Source organism: Streptomyces sp. NPDC057445 (assembly GCF_042802855.1).
GTDB lineage: Bacteria > Actinomycetota > Actinomycetes > Streptomycetales > Streptomycetaceae > Streptomyces.
Window position 1 is genome coordinate 87,061 of the sequence record NZ_JBHVDH010000016.1, and the last position, 23,368, is coordinate 110,428.

General features: G+C 71.6%; 21 protein-coding genes. 11 read left to right on the forward strand and 10 right to left on the reverse strand.

Features of this window, described 5'->3' with window-relative positions; translation table 11 throughout:
• Window positions 1-2: 2 nt before the first annotated feature.
• A complete protein-coding gene (locus tag ACFU5O_RS27330) occupies window positions 3-1,535 on the reverse strand; it encodes an aldehyde dehydrogenase (NADP(+)) (RefSeq protein WP_384244582.1) in 1,533 nt (510 codons plus the stop codon).
• 106 nt (window positions 1,536-1,641) lie between these two features.
• On the opposite strand from ACFU5O_RS27330, the gene ACFU5O_RS27335 reads away from it, so the two are divergent.
• Window positions 1,642-2,409, forward strand: coding sequence for an IclR family transcriptional regulator (locus tag ACFU5O_RS27335; protein ID WP_384244584.1), 768 nt, complete (start codon window positions 1,642-1,644; stop codon window positions 2,407-2,409).
• A gap of 431 nt (window positions 2,410-2,840) precedes the next feature.
• Here the strand turns inward: ACFU5O_RS27335 and ACFU5O_RS27340 are convergent, their stop codons facing one another.
• Window positions 2,841-3,365: a cupin domain-containing protein gene (locus ACFU5O_RS27340; protein ID WP_384244585.1), complete on the reverse strand. Its 525-nt coding sequence runs from the start codon at window positions 3,363-3,365 to the stop codon at window positions 2,841-2,843.
• 163 nt (window positions 3,366-3,528) lie between these two features.
• Here ACFU5O_RS27340 and ACFU5O_RS27345 point away from each other — a divergent pair, with 163 nt between their 5' ends.
• From ACFU5O_RS27345 to ACFU5O_RS27360, 4 genes are all read left to right on the forward strand, one after another.
• Window positions 3,529-4,524: a hypothetical protein gene (locus ACFU5O_RS27345; protein ID WP_384244586.1), complete on the forward strand. Its 996-nt coding sequence runs from the start codon at window positions 3,529-3,531 to the stop codon at window positions 4,522-4,524.
• Complete coding sequence (locus ACFU5O_RS27350) at window positions 4,521-5,771, forward strand: sensor histidine kinase (RefSeq protein ID WP_384244588.1); 1,251 nt, start codon at window positions 4,521-4,523, stop codon at window positions 5,769-5,771. Before ACFU5O_RS27345 ends, ACFU5O_RS27350 begins: the two co-directional genes overlap by 4 nt.
• A complete protein-coding gene (locus ACFU5O_RS27355; protein ID WP_384244589.1) occupies window positions 5,768-6,421 on the forward strand; it encodes a response regulator in 654 nt (217 codons plus the stop codon). Before ACFU5O_RS27350 ends, ACFU5O_RS27355 begins: the two co-directional genes overlap by 4 nt.
• 243 nt (window positions 6,422-6,664) lie before the next feature.
• The gene (locus ACFU5O_RS27360) at window positions 6,665-7,117 is read left to right on the forward strand and encodes a hypothetical protein (RefSeq protein ID WP_384244590.1); all 453 of its coding nucleotides are present in this window, start codon (window positions 6,665-6,667) and stop codon (window positions 7,115-7,117) included.
• Window positions 7,118-7,192: 75 nt separating this feature from the next.
• Here ACFU5O_RS27360 and ACFU5O_RS27365 read toward each other — a convergent pair whose 3' ends face one another.
• On the reverse strand, window positions 7,193-8,614 hold the full coding sequence (locus ACFU5O_RS27365; protein WP_384244592.1) for an NCS2 family permease: 1,422 nt from the start codon (window positions 8,612-8,614) through the stop codon (window positions 7,193-7,195).
• Between the two features lie 166 nt (window positions 8,615-8,780).
• Between ACFU5O_RS27365 and ACFU5O_RS27370 the strand changes: the two genes are divergently transcribed.
• From ACFU5O_RS27370 to ACFU5O_RS27385, 4 genes are all read left to right on the forward strand, one after another.
• Window positions 8,781-10,058: an MFS transporter gene (locus ACFU5O_RS27370; protein WP_384244594.1), complete on the forward strand. Its 1,278-nt coding sequence runs from the start codon at window positions 8,781-8,783 to the stop codon at window positions 10,056-10,058.
• A gap of 106 nt (window positions 10,059-10,164) precedes the next feature.
• Window positions 10,165-10,974 carry an NAD-dependent epimerase/dehydratase family protein gene (locus ACFU5O_RS27375; RefSeq protein WP_384244661.1) on the forward strand — a complete coding sequence of 270 codons (810 nt, stop codon included), beginning with the start codon at window positions 10,165-10,167 and terminating at the stop codon, window positions 10,972-10,974.
• Between the two features lie 57 nt (window positions 10,975-11,031).
• The gene (locus ACFU5O_RS27380) at window positions 11,032-11,262 is read left to right on the forward strand and encodes a hypothetical protein (protein ID WP_384244595.1); all 231 of its coding nucleotides are present in this window, start codon (window positions 11,032-11,034) and stop codon (window positions 11,260-11,262) included.
• An 82-nt stretch (window positions 11,263-11,344) separates the two neighbouring features.
• On the forward strand, window positions 11,345-12,538 hold the full coding sequence (locus ACFU5O_RS27385) for a TerD family protein (protein WP_384244662.1): 1,194 nt from the start codon (window positions 11,345-11,347) through the stop codon (window positions 12,536-12,538).
• Window positions 12,539-12,613: 75 nt separating this feature from the next.
• On the opposite strand, the gene ACFU5O_RS27390 is transcribed toward ACFU5O_RS27385, so the two are convergent.
• From ACFU5O_RS27390 to ACFU5O_RS27405, 4 genes are all read right to left on the reverse strand, one after another.
• Window positions 12,614-12,841: a hypothetical protein gene (locus tag ACFU5O_RS27390; RefSeq protein ID WP_384244596.1), complete on the reverse strand. Its 228-nt coding sequence runs from the start codon at window positions 12,839-12,841 to the stop codon at window positions 12,614-12,616.
• Window positions 12,842-12,875: 34 nt separating this feature from the next.
• Window positions 12,876-14,459 (reverse strand): TROVE domain-containing protein, encoded by a 1,584-nt coding sequence (locus tag ACFU5O_RS27395; protein WP_384244664.1) that lies wholly within the window; start codon window positions 14,457-14,459, stop codon window positions 12,876-12,878.
• Window positions 14,460-14,958: 499 nt separating this feature from the next.
• Complete coding sequence (locus ACFU5O_RS27400; RefSeq protein ID WP_384244597.1) at window positions 14,959-16,422, reverse strand: alkaline phosphatase PhoX; 1,464 nt, start codon at window positions 16,420-16,422, stop codon at window positions 14,959-14,961.
• Between the two features lie 510 nt (window positions 16,423-16,932).
• Complete coding sequence (locus ACFU5O_RS27405; protein WP_384244598.1) at window positions 16,933-18,483, reverse strand: hypothetical protein; 1,551 nt, start codon at window positions 18,481-18,483, stop codon at window positions 16,933-16,935.
• 211 nt (window positions 18,484-18,694) lie between these two features.
• Here ACFU5O_RS27405 and ACFU5O_RS27410 point away from each other — a divergent pair, with 211 nt between their 5' ends.
• The gene (locus tag ACFU5O_RS27410; protein ID WP_384244599.1) at window positions 18,695-20,545 is read left to right on the forward strand and encodes an endonuclease/exonuclease/phosphatase family protein; all 1,851 of its coding nucleotides are present in this window, start codon (window positions 18,695-18,697) and stop codon (window positions 20,543-20,545) included.
• Between the two features lie 14 nt (window positions 20,546-20,559).
• Here ACFU5O_RS27410 and ACFU5O_RS27415 read toward each other — a convergent pair whose 3' ends face one another.
• Both ACFU5O_RS27415 and ACFU5O_RS27420 read right to left on the reverse strand, forming a co-directional pair.
• Complete coding sequence (locus tag ACFU5O_RS27415) at window positions 20,560-21,276, reverse strand: antibiotic biosynthesis monooxygenase (protein ID WP_384244601.1); 717 nt, start codon at window positions 21,274-21,276, stop codon at window positions 20,560-20,562.
• Window positions 21,277-21,367: 91 nt separating this feature from the next.
• Window positions 21,368-22,000, reverse strand: coding sequence for a hypothetical protein (locus ACFU5O_RS27420; protein WP_384244602.1), 633 nt, complete (start codon window positions 21,998-22,000; stop codon window positions 21,368-21,370).
• Window positions 22,001-22,192: 192 nt separating this feature from the next.
• Between ACFU5O_RS27420 and dapA the strand changes: the two genes are divergently transcribed.
• Entirely contained in the window at window positions 22,193-23,119 is a 927-nt protein-coding gene (dapA, locus tag ACFU5O_RS27425; protein WP_384244603.1) for a 4-hydroxy-tetrahydrodipicolinate synthase, read from the forward strand.
• Here dapA and ACFU5O_RS27430 read toward each other — a convergent pair.
• Window positions 23,104-23,307, reverse strand: a complete 204-nt coding sequence (locus ACFU5O_RS27430) for a hypothetical protein (protein WP_384244604.1) — start codon at window positions 23,305-23,307, stop codon at window positions 23,104-23,106. The genes dapA and ACFU5O_RS27430 overlap by 16 nt on opposite strands.
• Window positions 23,308-23,368 lie beyond the last annotated feature (61 nt).

A 23,368-nucleotide genomic window follows, 5' to 3' on the forward strand; every position in this document is an offset into this window, starting at 1 on the left:
GGTCAGCTTTCCAGACCCTCCTGGCGCCCGTCGACCCGGCGCGGGAGACCGAGCGGGTTCTCGTCGCGCAGCTCCGGAGGGAGCAGCGCGGAGGGCGCCGACTGGTAGGTGACAGGGCGCAGCCACCGTTCGATCGCGGTCGCGCCGACCGAGGTGGACGTGGAGGTGGTGGCCGGGTAAGGGCCTCCGTGGTGCTGGGCGGGGGCGACGGCGACGCCGGTCGGCCATCCGTCGACCAGGACCCGGCCGGCGAGCGGGGTGAGTGCGGCGAGCAGCTCCGCCGCCGGACCGGCCGCCTCGCCCTCGGAGATGTGCAGGGTGGCGGTGAGATTGCCGGGCAGCCGGGACAGGATGCCGGCGATCTCTTCCTGCGACGCGTAGCGGGCGACCACGGTGACCGGCCCGAAGCACTCCTCGAGCAGCAGATCGTGCGGGCCCTCTGTGGCCAGCCGCTGTGCCGGTACGGTCAGGAAGCCCGCGCTCACGGTGTGCTCCCCGCCCGCACCGGGCGTGACGGGCATCCCGACGCCGTCCAGTGCCGCGCGCTCGGCGACGCCGGCGACGAAAGCGTCCCGCATCCGGTGGTCGAGCATCACGCCGGGCTCGGTCTCGCTGACCGCCGCCGTCAGGGACTTGAGCAGCCGGTCGCCGGCGGCACCGGCCGGGGCCAGCACAAAGCCGGGCTTGGTGCAGAACTGCCCCTCCCCCAGGGTCATCGAACCGGCCAGGCCCGTGCCGATCGCCTCCGCGCGCTCGTCCGCAGCGGCCTCGGTGATCACGACCGGGTTGAGGGAGCCGAGCTCGCCGTGGAACGGGATGGGCACGGGGCGGGCCGCCGCGGCGTCGAAGAGGGCGCGGCCGCCGCGCACCGAACCGGTGAATCCGGCGGCCGCGACCAGCGGATGGCGTACGAGCTCCACTCCCGCGTCGAAGCCGTGGACCAGCGCGATCACGTCCTCGGGCAGCCCGGCCTGCTGGGCGGCCCTGCGCAGGACCGACGCGCACAGCTCGGAGGTGGCCGGGTGATCCGGGTGGGCCTTGACGACGACGGGGCAGCCCGCGGCGAGGGCGCTCGCGGTGTCTCCTCCGGGCACGGAGAAGGCGAGCGGGAAGTTGCTCGCGGAGTAGACGGCGACGACTCCGAGCGGGATCTTCCAGCGGCGCAGTTCGGGCCATGGCGGGGTCCGGTCGGCGTCCGCGTGGTCGATGCGGATGTCGAGGAACGCCCCCTCGTCGACCACATCGGCGAAGGCCCGCAACTGGGCCGTGGTCCTCGCGAGTTCACCGGTCAGCCGCACCGGCCCCAGCGCGGTCTCGGCGTCGGCGGCCTCGATGACGTGCCCGCCTGCCTCGTCGAGGAGGTCCGCGGCGTTACGGAGCAGAGCGGCCCGGGCCGTGCGGTCGGCGAGCGCGGGGCGGGCGGCTTCGGCGGCGCGGACCGCGCGGTCGACCTCTTCGGGCGTGGCTTCCGACGCGACCTGTTCGCGCTGCTTCCCGGTGCGCGGGTCCACGCTCCAGACTGGTGCTGCTCCCACCGCGGCTTCCTTCCCGGCGTTGTTCGGTATTCTGAACAGAGTTCCCGATGATGAATCCTCGGGATGTGGGGACTCTATTTCCGGGCGTTTGAAGGGGTCAAGGGCCATGGCAGCCGAGCAGGGTGGGGCACAGGTCAAGTCCGCGGTACGGACGGTGGAACTGCTCGAGTACTTCGCGGGACGCCCCGGAATGCACTCGCTCGCCGCCGTGCAGGAGGCCGTGGGCTACCCCAAGTCCAGCCTCTACATGCTGCTGCGCACCCTCGTGGAGCTCGGCTGGGTCGAGACGGACGCCACGGGCACGCGCTACGGCATCGGTGTACGCGCCCTGCTCGTCGGTACGTCCTACATCGACGGCGACGAGGTCGTCGCGGCCGCCCGGCCCACGCTCGACCGGCTCTCTGACGACACCACCGAGACGATCCATCTGGCCCGGCTCGACGGCACCAACGTGGTCTACCTGGCCACCCGTCAGTCGCAGCACTATCTGCGCCCCTTCACACGCGTCGGCCGCCGGCTGCCCGCCCATTCCACCTCGCTCGGCAAGGCGTTGCTCGCCACCCACAGCGACGAGCAGGTCCGCAGGATGCTCCCGGAGACGCTGCCCGCGCTCACTGCCAACACCATCACCGACCGCGAGCGGCTCATCGAGGAGCTGCGCCAGATCCGCGAGCAGGGGTACGCCGTGGACCGCGAGGAGAACACGCTGGGGCTGCGCTGCTTCGGCGTCGCCATTCCCTACCGCACCCCGGCGCGCGACGCGATCAGCTGCTCGGTCCCGGTGGCCAGGCTGACTCCGGCCCATGAGCAGATGATCAAGGACGCGCTGTTCGACGCGCGGGACCGGCTGACGCTGGCGACGCGGAGGCTTTGACGGAGCTGCACCCGCGGCGGGCCGGGGCGCCGGACCTCGATCCGTCCCCCTGCGGTTCAGGACCCGGAGGCCTCACGCGGTTCCAGGACCCCCAGGGCCGGGCGGACGACTGCGTTCGGCCCTGCGGGGCCGGTGGACCGGGCCCGCTTCGGCGCGCACCGGCCGCGGACGCGGGAAGCGTCCGCGTGCACGGGGAGCCGGGGCGGCCTTCGGGTGACGTACTGGATCGACCGCGCCTGCTCGGGGACTTGGCGTGACCACCGCCGCGCTGCGTGCGCTGCCGACCGAGGTACGCGAGCGTCCGCCGCCCTTTCCGCGCCGCCGAGGACAGCGTCTCGCTCCGCGCCCTGGCCACGTGCGGCTGCGCCGTCACCGGCCGGGGACCGCGGCTTCCGCCCGTGCGCGCGGCGAGGAGCCCGAGGAGCTGCTGCTCACGCTCGGCGGCCGAGGGCCTCCTGCCACACCGGACTGTTGACGTAGTGATTGTCGTAGAGCTCCGAAGAGTCCTTGATCTCCTGTGGGCTCGCCTCGCCTCGCATGACGCGGCCCAGCAGCCGCAGATAGTCGAAGCGCGCCATGCCCGGCGTGAACACGAACAGCACGTCGGCCTCCGCCCCGGGCGCGGCGGCGAAGGCGTGCGGGGTGTGCGGTGGTACGAGCAGGAAGTCGCCCGCCTCCAGCACGGTGAGCTCCTCGTTCACCAGCACCTCGAGCGAGCCGCCGATGACGTAGAACATCTCAGAGGCGCGGGTGTGGAAGTGGGCCGGCGCGCCCACCGCGCCCTTGGCGAAGGTGGAGCGGTAGCTGGTCAGCGCGCCGCCGGTGGTGCCGGAGTCGGCGAGCAGGGTCATCACGCTGCTCGGGTCGGCGGTGGTCTCGGCCTCTGCGGCGCGGGTGAGGACCGGGGCGATCACGGACTCGTCCGTCTGGCTCTTCGTCTCGTTCTTCGTCGTCATGATGATCACTCTAGAGCTGGGAGCGGCCCACTTCATGGGACATTTCCGGGCCCCTGGAGTGGGCCACTTGCGACTCTGCGACGAACCGCCTCCGCCGAACGGCGGAGGCGGTTCGTCATCACGCAGGACGTACCGCGGGCCGCCGACCGGAAGTGTGCAGGGCATGACATGGACAGCGCTCTCCACCACACCCCAGCCACCCTCCACTCCTTGGCCGGGCCGCGGCCTCAGGGCCCTGCGCGCCGTCGTCGTGGCGTCCTGCGTGCCGTATCTCGCCCTCAAGATCGCCTGGATCGCGGGAAGCCGCATCGGCATTCCCGACGGCAGTGTGCTGCTGGAGCACCGCGGTCCGATGGCGGTCGCCAACAGCGTGACCGTGGTCATGGACAGCGCCGTCATCGTCCTCGCCCTCCTGCTCACCCAGGGCTGGGGGAGGCGGGTACCGGCGTGGCTGCTCGCCGTTCCGATGTGGGCCGCCGGCGGCCTGCTCCTGCCGATCATGGTCGGGTTCCCGGTCACGCTGCTGGTCAGGGCCGCGACCGGGGCCGGTCCGACGGACAGCGCGAACGAGCCCTTCCTCGACGAGTGGGTCTTCGGCGTCGTCTACACGGGCTTCATCGTGCAGGGACTGTCGCTCGGCGCGCTGTTCGTGCTGTACGCACGCGAGCGCTGGGGCCATCTGTGGCGGGGCCGTCTCGCCGACGCCCCTGACGCAGGGCGGCTGTTGAAGGCGGGCGCCGTGGCCGGGGCCGTCCTCGCGCTGTTTCCCGCCGTGATGCGGCTGCTGTGGGCATCCGGTGCGACAACCGGGCTCGCCACCTCCCAGGTGGACCGGCGCACCGCGGACTTCTATGTCCTCGAGGCCGTCAGTGCCGCCTACGTGGCCGTCGCCGTGGCCGGCATGCTGATGCTCGCCTTCGGCCTCGGAGGGGGCGTGGGGCGCTCGCTGCCGGTGGCGGTGCCGATCTGCATGGCCTGGCTGGGTTCTGGCGCGGTGGGCTGCTGGGGCGTCTGGCTGCTGATCGCCGCCGTACTGCCCGGCGGCGAAGGAGCCGAAGGACCAACGGGGTTGATGGTGCTGACCTACGCTGTCGGAATGATCGTCGGTCTGTTGGTGGTCACCGGAACGTCCTCCTTCCTGCGGCGGCGCGGGGCGTGAGGGGAGCACTCGGGACGCTGTTCGGCTCCCGTGCCCGGCGGCGCTGGGTCCATCTGATCCTGGGCGGCGCGCTGCTGATGCCGTACTGGCTGCTGGGGACGGTGGTCGTCGGCCCACTCGCCGGGGCGGACAGCATGTTCTCCGACTCGCTCGTCGTGCAGTTCGGGTCCTACGCCTTCGCCCTGCCGCTCGCCGCGGTGACCGCGATGTTCCCGCTGACCCGGCCGATGTCGGTGGCGGCGGCACGGGCACTGTGCGGGGTGCCCGGCGACCGGTTCGCGGACGGGCCCGCCAGGACCCGGGCGGCCAAGGCGCGTACGGCGGGCTGGTTCACCCTGCATCTGGGGCTCGGCGGCCTGGTCGCCGGGGCGTCGCTGGCGCTGCCGCCGTTCGCGGTGACGACAGCGCTGCTGCCGCTCTTCGCGGGGCTGCGGGACTGGGTGCGGCTGCCCACGTCACTGGACAACGGCTGGGTCCTGGCGCTCGCCCCGTTCGCCGGGGCCGCGATGCTGCTGGCGCTCGCAGCGTGCGCGGCCGGGGCAGGGGCGTTGCTCGCCCGGCAGGCGACGGTCCTGCTGGGGCCGACGCCCGACGACCGGCTTGCGGCGGCCGAACGCCGGGCCGCCGAGCTCGCCGCCCGCAACCGCCTCGCCCGCGAGCTGCACGACTCGGTGGGTCATGCGCTGAGTGCCGTGACCCTGCAGGCGGGCGCCGCGCGCCGGGTCCTGGACAGCGATGCGCCGGGCGACAGGGAGTTCGTACGGGAGGCCCTGACCGCGATCGAGGAGACGACACGCCGCACGGTCGGCGAACTCGACACCGTGCTCGGCGTGTTGCGGCAGGACGACGAGCCGCACGAGGCGGCCGGTCCCGCTCTGGACGGCCTGGACACCCTCCTCGCACACAGCGGGCTGAAGGTCACCTGCGATCTCGCCGCCGATCCCGCCGCCGTCCCCGGCCCGGTCTCCCGCGACGCCTACCGCATCGTGCAGGAAGGACTGAGCAACGCTCTGCGGCACGGCGGCTCCTCGCCGGTGTCGCTGAACATCTCGGTGAAGGACGGGGAATTGCGGATCACGATGGAGAACCCGCTGCCGGACACCGCGCCGGTGGTCCGGCCGCGCGGCGGCCGCGGGGTGCGGGGCATCGCCGAACGGGCAGCGCTGCGCGGCGGCCACGCGGAGGCGGGCCCGCACGACGGAAATTGGCGGCTGACCGCCGGCTTGCCGCTGGGCGGTGCGCGATGAGCACGATCCGGGTCGTCCTCGCCGACGACGAGCGGATGGTCCGTACCGCACTACGGGTCATCCTGGACGCCGAGCCGGACCTGGAGGTGGCCGGGGAGGCGGCGACGGGCGCGGAGGCCGTGTCGGTGGTGCGGGAGCTGCGGCCCGACGTGGTCCTGATGGACGTCCGTATGCCCGGGATCGACGGTATCCGCGCCACGCAGCAGATTCTCGGCTCGCTCGACGGTCCCCCGCGGATCGTGGTCGTGACGACCTTCGAGAACGACTCGTACGTGTACGACGCACTGCGCGCGGGCGCCGCGGGCTTCCTGCTCAAGCGGGCCGCCGCGGAGGATCTGGTGGCGGCGGTACGACTGGTCGCCCGCAGTGATTCGCTCCTCTACCCGGCCGCCCTGCGCGGCCTCGCCGCCGCCCACGTCCGCCCCGAGCCCGGTAGGCCGGCGTGGGCCGCGCGCCTGACCGCACGCGAGGCGGACGTGCTGCGGCTGATGGCGAAAGGTCTGACCAACGCGGAGATCGCGCGGAGGCTGCAGGTCGGCCCGGCCACGGCGAAGACCCATGTGGCCGCGGTCCTGGCGAAGACGGGCACCCGGGACCGCACGCAGGCGGTGATCGCGGCGTACGAATCGGGCTTCATCATCCCCCGTTGACCTGGCGGAGCCGGTCCTGACCTGGCGGAACGAGCTCCGGCGCGCGTGGCCGGCCCGGCGCGGCACGGATGAGGATTCCCTGAGAATCCCGGCGGACCGGAACGGCCGGGTCCGGGCCGTTCGTCCCTCGGCGCGTTCACGCCCGGCCGGGCACCCCCGGTTGGCGGGCGGGGCGGGGCGCACGGTATGCAGGGCCATACAAGCTTCAACTCCCCTTGTATCCGGAGGACTTCCGTGCGCGCCATGCCCCGTTCCCTGTCCGGCTGGACCATGGCGGTGTTCGGCGTCCTCGCCGCCGCTCTGGGTTTGGTGGGGCTGATCGCTCCGGATGCCCTGCTCAGCCTCATGGGCTTCGCGCCCATGGCCGACTCCCGCCGCGCGGAGGGTGACCACACCCTGGTCTTTGTCACCGCTTCCTCGATGGCCGCGGTCAATATGGGCGTCTACTACATTCTGGCGTCCCTGGCGGACTGGAAGCCCTTCTTCCGCTGGACGGTCCCCTTCCGCCTGCTCACCTGCGCGGTCTTCACCCTTGCGGTGATCACCGGGCGTGCCCCCTCCGGCTTTCTGGGGGTCGGGCTGTGGGAGGGACTCGGCGCGGCCGTCACGGGCGCGGCACTGTGGCACGAAGGACGGCGTGCCCCTCGCCCCCGGAAGGGCGCGGATGCGCGTGCGGATGTGACGGTCGCCCGGTGACCCGCCGCGCTGCGACGCACCGCACCCGGCGCACCGCGTCCCACGCGGCGGCCCGGGTCTCGACCCCGCCCAGGCCTATCTGACGCCCAGCAACTGCTCGATCGGGTCGATCGCGAAGTAGACGACGAACAGTGCCGTCGTGCTCCACAGCAGCCAGTGGATCTCACGCGCCTTGCCGAGCACCGTCTTGAGGACGACGTAGGCGATGAAGCCCGCGCCGATGCCGTTGGTGATGGAGTACGTGAACGGCATCACCGCGATCGTCAGGAAGGCCGGGATGGCGATCTCGTATCTCAGCCAGTCGATGTGCCGGACCTGGGTCATCAGCAGGAAGCCGACCACGACGAGCGCGGGAGCCGCGGCCTGGGCCGGGACGACCGTGGCCAGCGGGGTGAAGAAGAGCGCGAGGGCGAACAGCCCGCCCGTGACCAGCGAGGCGAAGCCGGTGCGGGCGCCTTCGCCGACGCCCGCCGCGGATTCGATGTAGGCGGTCGCTGACGAGGCGGAGGCCACACCGCCCGCCACCGCGGCCGCGCCGTCGATGAGCAGCACACGGCCCAGGTTGGGGACGTCGCCGTTCTCGTCGAGGAGGCCCGCCTCGTTGGCGACACCGACGACCGTGCCCATGGTGTCGAAGAAGTCGCTCAGGAGGAGGGTGAAGACCAGCAGGACGAGGGTGACCGCCCCTACCTGGCCGAAGGCCCCGAACAGGCTGAAGTCGCCGACGAGCCCGAAGTCGGGGGCGGCGATGACGCTGCCGGGCACGTCGGGCACGGTGAGGCCCCAGTCGAGCGGATCGATCTTGGCGATCGCGTCGATGACGATCGCGACGACCGTCATCGTGACGATGGAGATGAGGATCGCGCCGCGCACCTTGCGGGCCAGCAGCGAGATGGTCAGCAGAACCCCGAGACAGAAGACGAGCACCGGCCATCCCGTGAGCTGCCCGGTCGCCCCCAGCTGTACGGGCACGGCTCCCGTCTCACCGGGGATACGGGTCGCGAAGCCCGCGTCGATGAAGCCGATGAACGCGATGAAGAGGCCGATGCCGACGCTGATCGCCTGCTTGAGCTGCTGCGGGATGGCGTGCATGACGGCCTCGCGCAGCCCGGTGACGACCAGGACACAGATGACGATGCCCTCGATGACCACCAGGCCCATGGCATCGGGCCAGCTCATCAGCGGCGCGAGCTGATAGGCGACGACGGCGTTCAGACCGAGGCCCGCGGCGAGAGCGAGCGGCAGATTGCCGCCGAGGCCCATGATCGCCGTCATCACGGCGGCCACCAGCGCGGTGGAGGTGACGAGTGCCGGGCCGGAAAGTTGGTGGCCGAACTTGTCCTCGGCGCTGCCGAGGATGATCGGGTTGAGTACGAGGATGTAGGCCATCGTGAAGAACGTGGCGAAGCCGCCCCGGACCTCACGCGCGAGGGTCGAACCGCGTTCGCTGATCCTGAAGTACCGGTCGACGGCGTTGCGCTCCTGCACCTGCGGCATGGCCTCTCCTGTTCTCCCGCGCTGCGGGCCGGCCGGCTCGTTCCCGTCGGGGAGGCTGCTCAGGTTCTCGCCGCGCCACATCACCGGCGCCCTGAGGAGCTGCCCCGCCGGAAAGTAGGGCAACTGCCCCATCCGGCCGTGCCGGTACTCCTGCCAGCATGACCGCATGGTGGGGATCAAGGTCCTGGCAGACCGCAACGCGGGACTCTATCTGTTCGGCGTCGTCGCCTCCGGCTTCGGCACGACCGCGATGTGGCTGGTCTCCGGCATCTGGGTGAAGTCGCTCACCGGCTCGGACAGTCTGGCGGCGCTGACGGTTTTCGCGATGTGGGCGCCGGTGCTTGCCGGGCCGCTCCTCGGGACGGTCGCCGACCGCGTGCGCAGACGGCCGCTCCTCATCGCGGTCAACGTCACGATGGCCCTGCTTCTGCCCTCGCTGCTGCTGCTCGACTCCGCGGACCGGCTGTGGCTGCTGTTCTGCGTCCTCGCGGTGTACGGAGCCGGCGGCGTCCTCCAGGAGGCGGCGGAGGCCGCGCTGGTGGCGGCCTCGGTCGACCGGCGGCTGCTCGCCGACCTGAGCGGGCTGCGGATGACGGCGAGCGAGGGCATGAAGCTGATCGCGCCCCTGGTGGCGGCCGGGCTGTTCGCCCGGTTCGGCGGGGCGGCGGTGGCGCTGCTCGACGCGGCGACGTTCGCGATGGCCGCCGGGGTCTTCGCGCTGATGCGGGTGCGGGAGGTCAGGGAGCAGGCGCCGGTCCGCGATGCGCCGGGACTGCGGGCCCGGACGTCGGCGGGGGTGCGCTTTGTGTGGGGCTCGCCCGTGCTGCGGCAACTCGTAGCGGCGGGCGGCGCCACGATGCTGCTGGCCGGGCTGAACGGCGCGGCGCTGTACGCGGTGGCGGACGACGTGCTGGGGCACCCGCCCGCGTTCGCGGGGATGCTGTACGCGGCGCAGGGCGCCGGTTCCGTACTGGTGGGCCTGGTCGCGGGACCACTGCTGCGACGGCTGCCCCACCGGGTCTTCGCGGCGGCGGGCATCGCGCTGTTCTCGGTGGCCGTCGCACTGCGGTCGCTGCCGTACGACGCGGTGGCGCTGTCCGCGAGCGGGGCGATCGGGCTCGGACTGCCGTGTGTGCTGATCGCGGCGATGACGGCGGTGCAGCGGGAGACGCCGGACGCGGTACTGGGCCGGGCCGCGGCGAGCGCCAACACCCTTCTGTTCGCACCGAACGCCGTGGCACTGGCGCTCGGTGCGGGTCTGGTCGCGGTGGTGGATGTGCGGACACTGCTCCCGGTCGTGGGGGCGCTCGGGGTGGCGGTGGCGGTGTGGCTGACGGCCGTCGGGCGAGCGCGGGAGCGCCGCGACCGCCGGGGGAGGCCGGCGGCCCGGTTGACGGAAATGCGCAACCCGGGAGCGGACCGGGCCCCGTGGCGGGAAACTTGACGCCGCGTGGACCGCCCGGCGGCGTGTCCACGCGGGGGACGCTCCCCCGCATCCGTCCGAGTGCCCGCGTCATACCGAGGGGAACCCGCTCATGCCCGCACCGCCCGTGCCCGCACCCCGCACCGTCCTGCTCACCGGCGCAGCCGGGGGCCTGGGCACCCTGATGCGGGGGCTGCTGCCCGCGTACGGCCACGAGCTCCGCCTGTTCGACATGACGCTCATCGAAGGGGAACCCGGCGCGATCATCGCGGAGCTCGCCGACAAGGAGGCGCTGCGAGAGGCCGTACGGGGCGTCGACGCGATCGTCCACCTGGCGGGCATCGCCCTGGAGGCGCCCTTCGAGAAGGTCCTCCGGGCGAACATCGAAGGCACGTACAACCTCTACGAGGCCGCCCGTGAGGAAGGCGTGCGGCGCATCGTCTTCGCCTCCAGCAATCATGCGGTCGGCTTCACCCCGCGCCCGCGCGAGGGCGACGCGCTCATCCCCGTCGACACACCCCGGCGCCCCGACACCCACTACGGCCTGTCCAAGGGCTTCGGCGAGGACCTCGCGCAGTTCTACTGGGACCGGCACGGCATCGAGACCGTATCGGTCCGGATCGGTGCCTGCCTCATGGAGCCCAGTGATGTGCGCATGCTGTCCGTGTGGCTGAGCCCGGGTGACGCAGCCCGCCTCTTCCACGCCGCGCTCACCGCCGAGGGCGTCGGCCACACCCTCGTGTACGGATCGTCGGCCAACACCCGTCTGTGGTGGGATCTGTCGTCGGCGCGTGCGCTCGGCTACGAGCCCCAGGACGACTCGGAGCAGTTCGCGGACAAGCTCGTCGCCGAACAGGGCGAGCTCGACCCGGACGACCGGGCCCATGCCTACCTGGGTGGGCACTTCGTCACGGACCCGCCCGTCTGGCCGCGCTGAGCCGGTCCTGCGGAAAACCGGATGCCCGGCGCGGCGGACACCGGCAGGATACGGACCATGCCCAGACCATCCGGTTTCCACTACGAGCAGCGGGGCGACGGCACCGTCGTCATCACCCATCACGGCCGCGCCGCCGGCACACTGCGCGGTGCGCGGGCGGACAAGTTCCTGGCCGAGGTCGAGTCGGGTGACGCGCAGCTGGTGATGGCCCGCTGGACGGGCGCGTACCGGTTCGGTAACGAGCGCACCGCCCGTCTTCACCCGAGGAACCGCTCCGGCCGGCGCTGAGGCCGAGGAAGGAGCCCGGACCGTTCGGCCGAAGGTAAGGGAACGGCAAAGCCACGTCGCTCGTTACCCCGGCATGACAGCTATGACCCCCGGCTCGAACATCCCCCTGACCGCCGCGCGCGTGGCGGTGGACGTCGCCGCCCCGGTGCGGCTCGACGTCTCGGGCCTGCTGCTCACGGCCGACGGCAAAGTGCGCTCCGACAACGATTTCATCTTCTACAACCAGCCGACCGGGCCCGGCGTCACCTACCGGTCCGGCGGGGGTACGGCGCCCGACGCGATCATCGTCGACACCGCGGCCGTCCCGGCCGGGATCGAGAAGATCGTGGTCACGGCGAGCCCTGACGCGGCGGGCCAGACCTTCCAGGGCATCGAGCCCACGGCCACGATCCGCAACGCCGACGACGGCTCCGCGCTGGCGACCTTCACGCCGCCCAGCCTGGCGACGGAGACGGCGCTGGTGGTCGTGGAGATCTATCTCCGGAACGGGGCGTGGAAGGCTCGCGCGGTCGGGCAGGGGTACGCGAACGGGCTGGCGGGTATCGCCACCGACTTCGGTGTCTCGGTCGATGAGGAGCCGGCCGCCGCTCCCGCACCCGCGCCGACGCCCGTGTCCGCCCCCGCCGCGGACCCGCGCGTGGCCGTGCCGCCCGCGCCTCCGGCGGCACCGCCCGCCGCCCCGTCCGCGCCCGGCACGGGAAAGATCAACCTGGACAAGGGCCGCGTCAGCCTCCAGAAGAACCAGACGGTGTCCCTGGTCAAGGGCGGCAGGCCGCTGCTCTCCCAGGTCAAGATGGGCCTCGGCTGGGAGCCCGCCTTCCGGGGCAAGGACATCGACCTGGACGCGTCGGTGATCGCGTACGGTCCGCAGCGGAATCATCTGGACAGCTGCTACTTCGGCAAGCTCTCCATCCTGGGCGGCGCGATCAAGCACTCCGGCGACAATCTGACCGGTGAGGGTGCGGGCGACGACGAGGTGATCGTCGTGGACCTGGGCCGGCTTCCGGCCGAGGCCACGGGCCTCGTCTTCACGGTCAACTCCTTCTCGGGCCAGAAGTTCACCGAGGTGGCCAAGGCCTACTGCCGGCTGATCGATGCCGCGACGGACGAGGAGCTCGTCCGCTTCGACCTCACCGGCGCCGAGCCGCAGACCGGGGTCATGATGGCCAAGCTCATCCGCCAGTTCTCCGGCGAGTGGGAAATGACCGCACTGGGCGATTTTGTGAAGTCCCGCACGGTCCGCGGCATGGTCAAGCCCGCGGCCCAGGCACTGTGACGTCGTCCTGGTGACGACATTCCGGTGACGACGTCCGGGGCCGCCGCGTCCGCGGCGGCCCCGGGATCGCCTCGTTCAGAGTTTGGACAGTTTGGAGTAGGGGCTCAGGATCCTTCCCTGTCGCCCCGAGAAGTCGATGAGCACAGCGTGCGTGCCCTCGACGGCGATGACTCTTCCGAGTCCGAACTGATCATGCGAGACCCGGTCGCCCACATCGAATTGCTCGATCGGCGGGCTTTCCGGGGTGGGGCGGTTGAAGGGACTGGAGGGCAGATGGCGCCGGGGTCCGGCTGACTTTGTCATTACCAGAAGTATGCGCCCTTCGGCCGCCACCGGTTCAAGCCCTCAGCCAGGGCCAGTTTGCGTCCCGGCCCGACTCCAGGAGCGGAACCGTCCGGAACGCGGTGTCGGTCAGGCCCCCGAAGGTGTGGCGATTGCCCTCTCCGGAGGGGCCGTGACCGGGCCGGTATCCCGCCAGGTTCCATGTGTAGACGGGGATGTGCGCCGGGACCTGCGCGGTCGGATCGCCGTGGTGGCTGTACATGGCCTGCTCATCGGTGACGATCAGGACACGGTCGTGCTTCCCGTAGTGCTTGCGGACCGCCTCTGTGGTGTTCGTCCCGCCGAGGTCACCGAAGCGAGCGAGCACCTTGAGCACCGAATCACCCCTGCGGTACTTCACGGCGGAGCTGGTGGTGCCGAACTCGACCAGATCGGCGTCGGCCGCCCGCATCGCGAGGGCCGTACCGAAGATCGCCGCCGCGTCGGCCCGGTTGAGCTGGGAGCGGTCCGACAGAGGCGCCCACATCGAGCCCGAACGGTCCACCAGGATCAGCGTCCGGCCCGGCAGCGCGGGCACATTCGCCAGCGAGTGCCCGAGCGCCCTCTCCAGGGCGTACGACCAGCGCAGCGACGGGGCGTGCTGGTACGCGGCCAGATAGCGGAAGGGGAACTGCCGCGAGGCCGCGACGACTTCCGGGTCCGAGATCTTCGCCGCTACACGCGCGGCTGCCTCGTCGGAGACCCCTGCTTCGTCGAAGTTCCGCAGGTTACGGACCAGTGCCATCGCGCCCATGGACGGGATCATGGCTTCCCAGGCCGCCGCGTCCATCGGCCCCTGCAGCCAGCCCGCCAGTGCCTCCCAGGTCATCCCGGCCTCGGCCAGCCGTGTCGCGCCGTCCGGTCCTGTGACCACAGCACGACGCTCGGTCACCGGCAGCGCCATCAGCGCCCGGTGGGCGGTCAGCACCCGGCTCGAGGGGGGCGGGACGGCCGTGTCCGGGTGGTACCGGCGGTCGAGGGCGTACCGGAACAGCTCGCCCTGCCACGGCTTCTCGGGGTCGGGCGAGGCGTGCACGAGGTTGAGGATGTCGCCGAAGCGGTAGCCCTTGGCCGCGGTGTCGTACTTGAGCAGCGTCTTGCCGTTGTAGAGGCGGCGTACGGCGTCGGCGATTCCGCGCTTCACGGGCTTGGGCACGGCCCGCCCGTAACGCGAGGTCCAGTAGCCGAGCAGCTCTCCTGGCTCGTCGGCCCGGCGCAGCACGGACGCGACGACCTGCCGGTTCGCCGGGCCCTCGGTGGCGCCCGCGTCCAGTCGGGCCTTCACGTACTCGGCGGCGCCGACGAGCGAGGCCGTCCGCATGCCGGCGTCGGTACGCAGCCACCCGAGCAGGCCGGCGGTCCACTCCGGGTCCTCGACGGCGAGACCGCGGACGAGCGCGCCGAAGCGGTTGTCACGGGCGTCGCCGGACTCGTGGAAGGTCTGCTGGGAGACGAAGTTGGCGACCGCGAGCAGAAAGAGCTCGGAGCGTGCGTCGCGCTGTGCACCGACGCCGCCCTGGTGGGTCGGGGTGCGGCCGGTGGACCGCACGGGCGAGGTGCCGCCCGCGGGGCGTGCGGAACGGGTGTTGAAGCGTGCCATGTGAATTCCCCCGAATTCGACGTACGAGGGGAGGCACAGCGGTGAGAACGACGAGAAGGAGCCCGAGTTCAGGAGTCGGCGACGGTCCATATAACTGCTGCTCTACCCGATTGAGCTACACGCCCCGAAGACGTGACGGGACTCGAACCCGCAACCGGCGGTTCCCCATGAAGTATCCGTTGCCTGCGCACCGGGCACCTCTCATCGCATGCTGAGCCTCCCGAGATCAAGGTGGCGGCGGCTGGAATTGTTTGGAAGACAAGTAACCGCAGCCTGCACACCGGGAGGTGCATGAAGTTGTGTTGTCCAGAGGACAGTTCGGCGGAACCGACGTGTTGGTGCTCTGACCCCTGAGCTACACCGGCATGAGTGCCGGCGACGGGACTCGAACCCGTGACCTCCCCATTATGAGTGGAAGTAGGTCCTGCCTGCGCACCTGGACATGGATCACTCTAGGGACGCGGGCCGGGTCCGTGCCAAGGGTTTTTCCGCCGCGGGATCAGCAGGGGCGCGAGCGCTTCCAGGGGCCGGTGACGGCGACCATGATGCCCGGCGTCTGGATGTTGGCGAACAGCGTCCGCCCGTCGGGCGAGAAGACCACGCCGGTGAACTCGCTGAACTCCGGCTCCTCCTCGGTGCCGATGTTCAGTTCGTTGCGGGCGATCGGATACGTCCGGCCGCTCTCGGTCGCGCCGAACAGATGCTGCACGCCCTCGCCGTCCTCGGCGATGATCAGACCGCCGTACGGCGAGACGGTGATGTTGTCGGGGCCGTCGAAGGCACCGTCCTTCGACGGGTCGGCGTTGACCCCCAGCAGCACCTTGAGGGTGAGGGTCCGGCGACGGGGGTCGTAGAACCAGACCTGGCCGTCGTGCGGCAGGCCCGGGCTCTCGTCACGCGCGTACGAGGAGACGATGTACGCGCCGCCGTCCGCCCACCACATGCCCTCGAGCTTGCGCGCCCGGGTGACATCGCCGTCGCGGAACTGCCTGCGCACCGCCACGTCCTTGGCGTCACGGTCGGGGACATCGGTCCAGTCGACGCCGTAGACCGTGCCGATGCGGGTGGCGCGTGACAGGTCGTCGACGTGACGGCCGCCCGCGTCGTAGCACTTGGGCGCCTGCAGGACACCGGCGTCGTCGGGGATGTGCCGCAGCCTGCCGCGGCCGTGCTGGAACCCGGTCGGCGGGACCCAGCGGTAGAAGAGCCCGTTGGGGCCGGCGGCGTCCTCGGTGAGGTAGACGTGACCGCGCTTCGGGTCGACGACGACGGCCTCGTGGTCGTAGCGCCCGAAGGCCTTGACCGGCTTGGGGTGGCGGTTGGCGCGCCGGTCGTACGGGTCGACCTCGAAGACATAGCCGTGGTCCTTGGTCATGCCGTTCTGGCCGGCCCTGTCGGAGTTCTCCTCGCAGGTCAGCCAGGTGCCCCACGGGGTGCGTCCGCCCGCGCAGTTGGTGGAGGTACCGGCGATGCCGACCCACTCGGCGGTGCGGCCGTCGCGGTGCGTCTCGACGATGGTGCAGCCGCCGGCCGCGGCCGGGTCGTAGACGAGGCCGTCCGTGAGCGGAACGGGGTACTGCCACTTGGAACGGGCGCCCTTGAGCTCGTGGTTGTTGACGAGCAGGGTGACGCCGCGAGGGCCCTCGAAGGTCGCGGTGCCGTCGTGGTTGGACGGGGTGAACTCGCCCGACTCCAGCTTGGTGACGCCGCTGTGGGTGATGACCCGGTACGAGAACCCGGCGGGAAGGGCGAGGATTCCCTTCGGGTCGGAGAGGAGCGGACCGTAGCCGGGGCCGTTCTCGTGGTGGTCGTGACCGGCGGCTTCGGCGGCCGTCTGCCCGGTGTTGTCCTCGGCGGCGAGTGCGCCGGGGGCGGTGGCGAGTGTCCCGACGGCGCCGGTGAGGACGACACCGGCGCCCGTGAGCGCGGACTGTCGGGTGAATTCCCTGCGGCTGAGCGGCATCGCGGTCTCCTGAGCGCTGGGGTGGAGTGGTGCCTGGAGTGGTGGCGGTGGCAGTCTGCGGGGCAACGCTCCCGCTCACGCATAAACGGCGGTTGAACTCTGCGCGACATCGCACAGGACCGAGTGGCCCGCTTCCATGAATCGGGCTCGCCGCAGGTCGTCGTGTCCTCGCCGGCGGCGCACCCCGGGCCCGGAGCGGAGCGGTCATGCGGCGTTCGCATCCCGTACGGCGACCGCGGCACAGTCCACCACGGCCGCCGGTCCCGGAGAAGACCCCGGCGGCGCCTCGATTCTCTTGCCGCCACCGGGCTTCGGGCACGCGACGGACCGGCGGCACGGCCTGGTCACCGGGCCTCCCGCCGAGGCGCCACGCCCCCCGCTGATGCCCGCCGGGTCGGTCCGCCGGGCCACAAGCGTGGCCCTGCACAGGCCCGGGCCGCCGGACCCGGCCAGGCGGACCGGCCCGGCGTGGAGCCCGGTGACCACGGGACGGGGCTCAGCGGGGAACGGTCACGCCCCCGGCCGGGAGCGGGCCTTGAAGGCCGCCTTGCGGGCGTCCTTCGCCGTCTTCTTGTCCCGGTGCAGCCGCCCCATCGCCTCAAGGACGTCCGCCGTCGCCGGGTGATCCACACGCCACGCGGCCTCGAAGAACCCGCTGTGCCGCCCGATCAGCCCCTCCACCAGGTCCCGCAGTTCCTCCAGGTCCCCGTCGGTGTCGAGCTGTGCCGCGATCGTGTCGACAGCGAGCCAGAAGATCATGGCTTCCGACGGCGGGGGCACATCCACGGCACCCCGCTCCGCGAGCCACACCCGGGCGAGCCCGCCCAGCTCCCGGTCGTCGAGGACGTCACGCACGGCGGGCTCGGCCTCCGGGCCGAGGAGCGAGAGTGCCTGCTGACAATGCAGCCGACGCAGCGGCGCACGCCGGTCCGTGCCGCGCGCGGCGACCAGCAGTTCCCGGGCGGCGTCCACCGGTTCACGCCGTGCCAGCCACTCGACGGTCTCCGTCCGCGCCGATACCTCCGGGTAGTACGCCACGCCGTCGAGCAGCGCGTCGGCGCCCTTGCCCGCGAGGTCGCCCAGGGCCGGCGCCGCCACACCCGCCTCCAGCAGGCGGGCCCTGACGCCGTACAGCCCGAGCGGCGTGAGCTTCACCAGCCCGTACCGGGAGACGTCCTCGTCGTCCTCGGCCGACTCGGCGGACTCCGCGGACTCCGCGGACTCCGCCGGGGCGGTCTCGGCGCCCTCCTCCACCATCAGCGCCTCGTCGACCGGCCGGTACTCCACCAGACCGATCGGCTCCAGCAGCCGGAACTGTTCGTCCAGCCGCATCATCGCCTCCGACACCTGCTCGAGGACGTCGTCGGTGGGCTCCCCCATGTCGTCGGGCACGATCACCGACGCCGCGAGCGCGGGCAGGGGCACCGGCCCTCCCCCACGGCCCTCGGCGTGCGAAGCACCCCCGGTCACCGCGCCGCCCTCCGACGACACGGTGAGCAGATACAGATTGCCGAGAACGTCGTCGAGGAACTCCGCCTCCGCCTCGGGGTCCCAGCCGAGCGCTTCCAAGTCGATCCGGCCGTCCTCGCCGACGACGTCGGACAGATCGTCCAGGACGGGTGAGATCGCATCGGCGAAGACCGCGTCGAAGGCGTCCTGCCAGAGCGCGAGCATGTCCTTCGGGCTGCCTCCGGTGATCAGCGGCAGATTGACTCCCGTGGTGACCGTTCCCTGCTCGCCGCCCTCGTCCTCGCCCGCGCTCTCGTCCTCGGGGCCGAGGACCTCGACGAGCCCCGTGTCCACGGCGATCCGCCAGGCCTCGCTGGCGTCTGCCGCCCCGTCCCGGTCGGCAGGGAGCCCCAACGCCTCTGCAGCCGCGGGGAGTTCTTCCTCCGCGAGCACCCCGCCCGCGCCGACCGTCGTCCGCGGCCCGGCCCAGCGCGCGAGGCGCACGGCCCGTGACAGCAGCGGCGTGCCGAGCGCTTCCCGAGCCAGCTCCGCGTCCGAGTGCAGCCGCACCGGCGGCAGGGCGGGGCGTCCGGCGGGGCGGTCTCCTGACATCTGGTGACTCTCCTCGGCTTGCGCGTACCGGCTGCGGGCGGCCGGCTCGGGGCGGCCCCCAGCGTAGACGCATTTCACCCCATGCCACCCGGTTCATGTACCCGTCAACCGCCGTACACCCGGCAGCTCTTGACAACTCCCTTGCCGACACAAGAGATTGACGCGCGTAGATACACGAACCACCCCCCAACCCTCATTCCGGAGTTCTCCGATGCCTTCGATACCGAGATCCGCCGCCGTCGCGACCGTCATGGCCACCGCCCTGGCCTCCGGTCTGCTCGCCGGCTCCTCCTCGGCCGCCGCCGACGCAGACATCACGGCCGACGCGGCCGGCGTACGCATTCACGACGTCCAGGGCACCACCCGCACGAGTCCGCTCGTCGGACAGCAGGTCAAGGACGTCGAGGGCATCGTCATCGGCGTCCGTACGTACGGCTCCTCCCGCGGCTTCTGGCTCCAGGACCCGCAGGCGGACGCCGACCCGGCCACCAGCGAGGGCCTCTTCGTCTTCACCGGCTCCACCCCGACCGTCGCCGTCGGCGACGCGGTCAAGGTCTCCGGCACGGTCGGCGAGTTCGTCCCCGGCGGCCTGAACTCCGGCAACCAGTCGATCACGCAGATCTCCAAGCCGGCCGTCACCGTGGTGTCCTCCGGCAACGAACTGCCCGCCCCGGTCGTCGTCTCCGCAAGGTCCGTCCCGTCGGCGTACGCCCCCGAGGGCGACCCTGCCGCCGCGAACAGCATCAACGCGCTGCCGCTCAAGCCCGGTTCGTACGCCCTGGACTACTACGAGTCGCTCGAGGGCAGCAACGTACGCATCGGCACCGCGCGCGTCGTCGGCGCCACCGACCCGTACTCCGAGCTCTGGGTCACCGTGAAGCCCCGGGAGAACCCGACCTCGCGCGGCGGTGCGCGCTACGGCTCGTACGAGTCCCAGAACACGGGCCGGCTGCAGATCCAGTCGCTGATCCCGCTCGCCGAGCAGCCGTTCCCCAAGGCGAACGTCGGCGATGTGCTGTCCGGCACGACCGAGGGCCCGCTGGACTTCAACCAGTTCGGCGGCTACACGATCGGCGCCCGCACCCTCGGCACGGTCGTCGACAACGAGCTGGAGCGCGAGTCGACCCGTCCGCAGCGCCGCGGCGAGCTGGCGGTCGCCACGTACAACGTGGAGAACCTGGACCCGACGGACCCGCAGGAGAAGTTCGACGCGCTGGCGAAGGCCGTCGTCGAGAACCTGTCCTCGCCCGACATCGTCACCCTGGAGGAGATCCAGGACAACAACGGCGCCAAGAACGACGGCACGGTCGCCGCCGACGCGACGGTCAAGAAGTTCACGGACGCGATCGTGGCGGCCGGCGGCCCGGCGTACGAGTGGCGCTCGGTCGACCCGGAGAACAACAAGGACGGCGGCGAGCCCGGCGGAAACATCCGCCAGGTCTTCCTGTTCAACCCGGAGCGGGTCTCCTTCACCGACCGCTCCGGCGGCGACGCGACGGCCGCGACCGGCGTCGTGAAGGAGAAGGGCCGCGCTGCGCTCACCCTCTCCCCCGGCCGGATCGACCCCGCGAACACCGCCTGGGAGGCCAGCCGCAAGCCGCTCGCGGGCGAGTTCGTCTTCCGGGGCCGCACGGTCTTCGTCATCGCCAACCACTTCGGTTCGAAGGGCGGCGACGAAAGCCTGACCTCGCACCACCAGCCGCCGGTCCGCTCCTCGGAGGCCAAGCGCCTGGAGCAGGCGAAGGCCGTCAACACCTTCGTCAAGGACATCCTGAAGAAGCAGTGCAACGCCGATGTCGTCGTCCTCGGCGACATCAACGACTTCGAGTTCTCGGCGACGACGAAGGCGCTGACCGACGGCGGCGCGCTGTACCCGGCGATCAAGTCCCTGCCGCGCAGCGAGCGTTACTCGTACGTCTTCCAGGGCAACAGCCAGGTGCTGGACCAGATCCTGACCAGCCCCTCGATCGACGACTTCAGCTACGACAGCGTGCACATCAACGCGGAGTTCGCGGACCAGAACAGCGACCACGACCCGCAGGTGCTGCGCTTCCGCCCGTAAGCGCCCACCGCCGCCTACACGCCCGCGCTCATGCTGAGCGCGGGCGTGTAGCGCGTGACGCGGCTGCTCCTGAGCCCGGGATGGCGCTGTACGCGCTCCCACTGCTCCGTGCGCGAACCGACACCGTCTCCGGGGGCTTCGAGTGCGTCCTTGTGGGCCTGCTCGCTCTCCCACTCGGCGTAGTTGACGACCCGGGTGCCGTCCGTACCGGTGTGGAAGTGCGCCGCCATTCCGCCGGGAGGCGTGTGCGGATCGCTCGCGAGGGCGGCGAACACGGCGTCGACCCAGGCGCGCTGCCGCGCGGCGTCGGGCCCGTCGAACTCGACCTCCACGATCACCACGCAGCCCGGGGTGCGGTCGTCCGACCCCCGCCGTCCGCCGCTGCGGTAGAGCTCGTAGGCGTGCAGTCCCAGCCGTTCGATGCCCGGCACGGCGGCGTCGACCTCGGCGTTCCACGTCTCCTTGAAGGCACGCCTGGTGCGCAGGAACTCCTCGAAGGCCTCGTCACTCGCCCACTGTGTGTAGTGCAGCAGGGTCTCTCCGTCGTTGCTCGTGTACACGCTGTAGGACAGCAGCCCCGGATCCGGCCAGTCCCCGCGCTGCCAGGCGGCCGCCATGGCCTCGACGGCGGCCTTCTGCCGCTCGGGCGTCCCGACGCGCCAACTGCTGATCCTGACCGCTCCGACGTCGCTTCGGGCGAGGTCGGGAACAGTGGACATCCGCACGCTCATGATGGTCCTCCTCGCTCGCGGCACCCGTGTGGTGCACCGCTTCGACGACCATCCTGAAACCTCAACCGAAGTTGAAGTCAACGGGGAAAGCTCAGCCTCCCGCGCCCACGTCGTTGTTCGGTGCGCCGTCGCCGACGGGTGGGAGATCACCCCGCTCGACCGGAGCGGTCGGAGCGGACCGCTCCTCGGGGAGGATCGCATCGAGCTCGCGGTCGTCGGCCCGATGGGCGGAGGCCGCCGCTTCACGCAGGGTGGAACGGTCCACCGCGGAGCGGTCGGCGGCCACGCGGACGATGTGGCCGTCCGCTGCGCGGGCGTACTCATGACGGCCGCCGGAGGTGCGGTACCAGGTCGCATCGCCGTCCGGCTCGCACTGCACCGTCGCGGCGTCGGCGTCATCGACGTGGATGGAGGGGCAGTCGGCGCCGGTCAGGCTGCCCCGGTCGACGACGAGCCGGATCCGGCCGCCGCCCGAAGCCGATACGTACGTGCTCTGGAAGCCGTCGTTCCCGGACGGACCGAGGGACTGCTTCGCCAGCTCGAACCCCTGCACCCGGGTGACGTAGATGAGCTCCATGGCGGATTCCAGGGTCCGGGCCCGTGCCTCGAGCGCTGTCCTGTCGGGGGCGGGTCCGGCACCCGGTGCGTCCGCGGTCCGCTGCGTACCGCAGGCGGCGAGGGCGAGGAGGAGCGGGAGCGCGGCCAGGCGCATGGAGCGGATCATGCGGCCATCCTGCCGTCACCGGGTACGCACGTCCTGCCGGTCGGCGGACTTCCCGTCGCACACGTCCCGTGACGACGGACACACGACAGGTGCCGCGACCACCGCCACCCCCCGTCACTTAACCATTGCTTGCCCTTGCTCCCCAGGAGAACTAAGTGGACCTTCAGTACGGGGACGCCGGAAACTGCGGACATGACTGCCGAGACGACGACGCCCCGCACACCGCCCCGCCCGTTCGGCCGCGCCCTCTGCGCGATGGTCACGCCCTTCACCGCGGCGGGCGAACAGGACCTCGAGGGCGCCGGGAAGCTCGCCGCGCACCTGGTCGCCGGGGGCTGCGACGGACTCGTGCTGAACGGCACCACCGGCGAGTCCCCCACCACCACCGATGCCGAGAAGACAGCGCTCGTACGGGCCGTGCGCGAGGCCGTGGGCGACCGGGTGAGCGTCGTCGCGGGTGTGGGCAGCGCGAGCACGCGGCACACGGTCGAGCTGGCCCGGTCCGCCGCAGCGGCGGGCGCCGACGGCCTCCTCGTCGTCACCCCCTACTACAGCCGCCCGCCGCAGAGCGCCGTCGAGGCGCACTTCCGCCGGGTCGCGGACGCGACCGGGCTTCCGCTGATGCTGTACGACATCCCGGGCCGCACCGGCACCAGGATCGAGCCGGAGACGATGCTGCGCCTCGCCTCCCATCCGCGGATCGTGGCCGTGAAGGACTGCGCGTACGACCTGCTCGGCAGCACCAAGGTGATCGCCCGGACCTCGCTCGCGTACTACTCGGGCAGCGAGGAACTGAACCTGCCGCTGTACGCCGTGGGCGGCGCGGGTTTCGTCAGTACGGTCGCGAACGTCGTCCCGGGTCGACTGCGGGCGGTCCTCGACGCGTTCGACGCCGGCGGGACCGCGCGGGCAGCGGAGCTCAATCAGCTCCTGGTCCCGCTGACGGAGCTGATGATGGCTTCCGGGCTGCCCGGCACCGTGACCGCCAAGGCCCTGCTGGACGCGCTCGGCCTGCCCGCCGGACCGGTCCGCGAACCGCTGCAGCCCGCCGGCCGGAAGGCGGTCGACGGGCTGCTGGCGGCGTACGAAGCGGTCCCGGCGGCTCAGTCGTACACGTAGGTCTCGCCGAAGACCGCCGCGTGCTCCAGGACGTCCTCGAGCGGGTCGTCGATCTGACCGGTCGAGATCAGCGAGACGACGGGCGCGTTGTGCGAGTTGGTGTGCGCCTCGTCGGCGGACGCGGTGCCGGTCTGCTGCGCCGCGGCCATGAGCGCCAGTGTTCCCAGTACAACCGGCCTGGTCTTCATATCGGGTCCTCGCCTTGACTCTTTGTGTGACTGTGCGTCGGCCTGTTCATCCGCTCGCCGG

Excerpts from the sequence above, each read along its gene's own strand:
- ACFU5O_RS27335 (WP_384244584.1), top strand. The coding sequence starts at position 1,642 with ATGGCAGCCGAGCAGGGTGGGGCACAGGTCAAGTCCGCGGTACGGACG.
- ACFU5O_RS27340 (WP_384244585.1), bottom strand. The coding sequence starts at position 3,365 with ATGACGACGAAGAACGAGACGAAGAGCCAGACGGACGAGTCCGTGATC.
- ACFU5O_RS27345 (WP_384244586.1), top strand. The coding sequence starts at position 3,529 with ATGACATGGACAGCGCTCTCCACCACACCCCAGCCACCCTCCACTCCT.
- ACFU5O_RS27355 (WP_384244589.1), top strand. The coding sequence starts at position 5,768 with ATGAGCACGATCCGGGTCGTCCTCGCCGACGACGAGCGGATGGTCCGT.
- ACFU5O_RS27360 (WP_384244590.1), top strand. The coding sequence starts at position 6,665 with ATGCCCCGTTCCCTGTCCGGCTGGACCATGGCGGTGTTCGGCGTCCTC.
- ACFU5O_RS27365 (WP_384244592.1), bottom strand. The coding sequence starts at position 8,614 with ATGCCGCAGGTGCAGGAGCGCAACGCCGTCGACCGGTACTTCAGGATC.
- ACFU5O_RS27370 (WP_384244594.1), top strand. The coding sequence starts at position 8,781 with ATGGTGGGGATCAAGGTCCTGGCAGACCGCAACGCGGGACTCTATCTG.
- ACFU5O_RS27380 (WP_384244595.1), top strand. The coding sequence starts at position 11,032 with ATGCCCAGACCATCCGGTTTCCACTACGAGCAGCGGGGCGACGGCACC.
- ACFU5O_RS27385 (WP_384244662.1), top strand. The coding sequence starts at position 11,345 with ATGACCCCCGGCTCGAACATCCCCCTGACCGCCGCGCGCGTGGCGGTG.
- ACFU5O_RS27390 (WP_384244596.1), bottom strand. The coding sequence starts at position 12,841 with ATGACAAAGTCAGCCGGACCCCGGCGCCATCTGCCCTCCAGTCCCTTC.
- ACFU5O_RS27395 (WP_384244664.1), bottom strand. The coding sequence starts at position 14,459 with ATGGCACGCTTCAACACCCGTTCCGCACGCCCCGCGGGCGGCACCTCG.
- ACFU5O_RS27400 (WP_384244597.1), bottom strand. The coding sequence starts at position 16,422 with ATGCCGCTCAGCCGCAGGGAATTCACCCGACAGTCCGCGCTCACGGGC.
- ACFU5O_RS27405 (WP_384244598.1), bottom strand. The coding sequence starts at position 18,483 with ATGTCAGGAGACCGCCCCGCCGGACGCCCCGCCCTGCCGCCGGTGCGG.
- ACFU5O_RS27410 (WP_384244599.1), top strand. The coding sequence starts at position 18,695 with ATGCCTTCGATACCGAGATCCGCCGCCGTCGCGACCGTCATGGCCACC.
- ACFU5O_RS27415 (WP_384244601.1), bottom strand. The coding sequence starts at position 21,276 with ATGAGCGTGCGGATGTCCACTGTTCCCGACCTCGCCCGAAGCGACGTC.
- ACFU5O_RS27420 (WP_384244602.1), bottom strand. The coding sequence starts at position 22,000 with ATGATCCGCTCCATGCGCCTGGCCGCGCTCCCGCTCCTCCTCGCCCTC.
- dapA (WP_384244603.1), top strand. The coding sequence starts at position 22,193 with ATGACTGCCGAGACGACGACGCCCCGCACACCGCCCCGCCCGTTCGGC.
- ACFU5O_RS27430 (WP_384244604.1), bottom strand. The coding sequence starts at position 23,307 with ATGAAGACCAGGCCGGTTGTACTGGGAACACTGGCGCTCATGGCCGCG.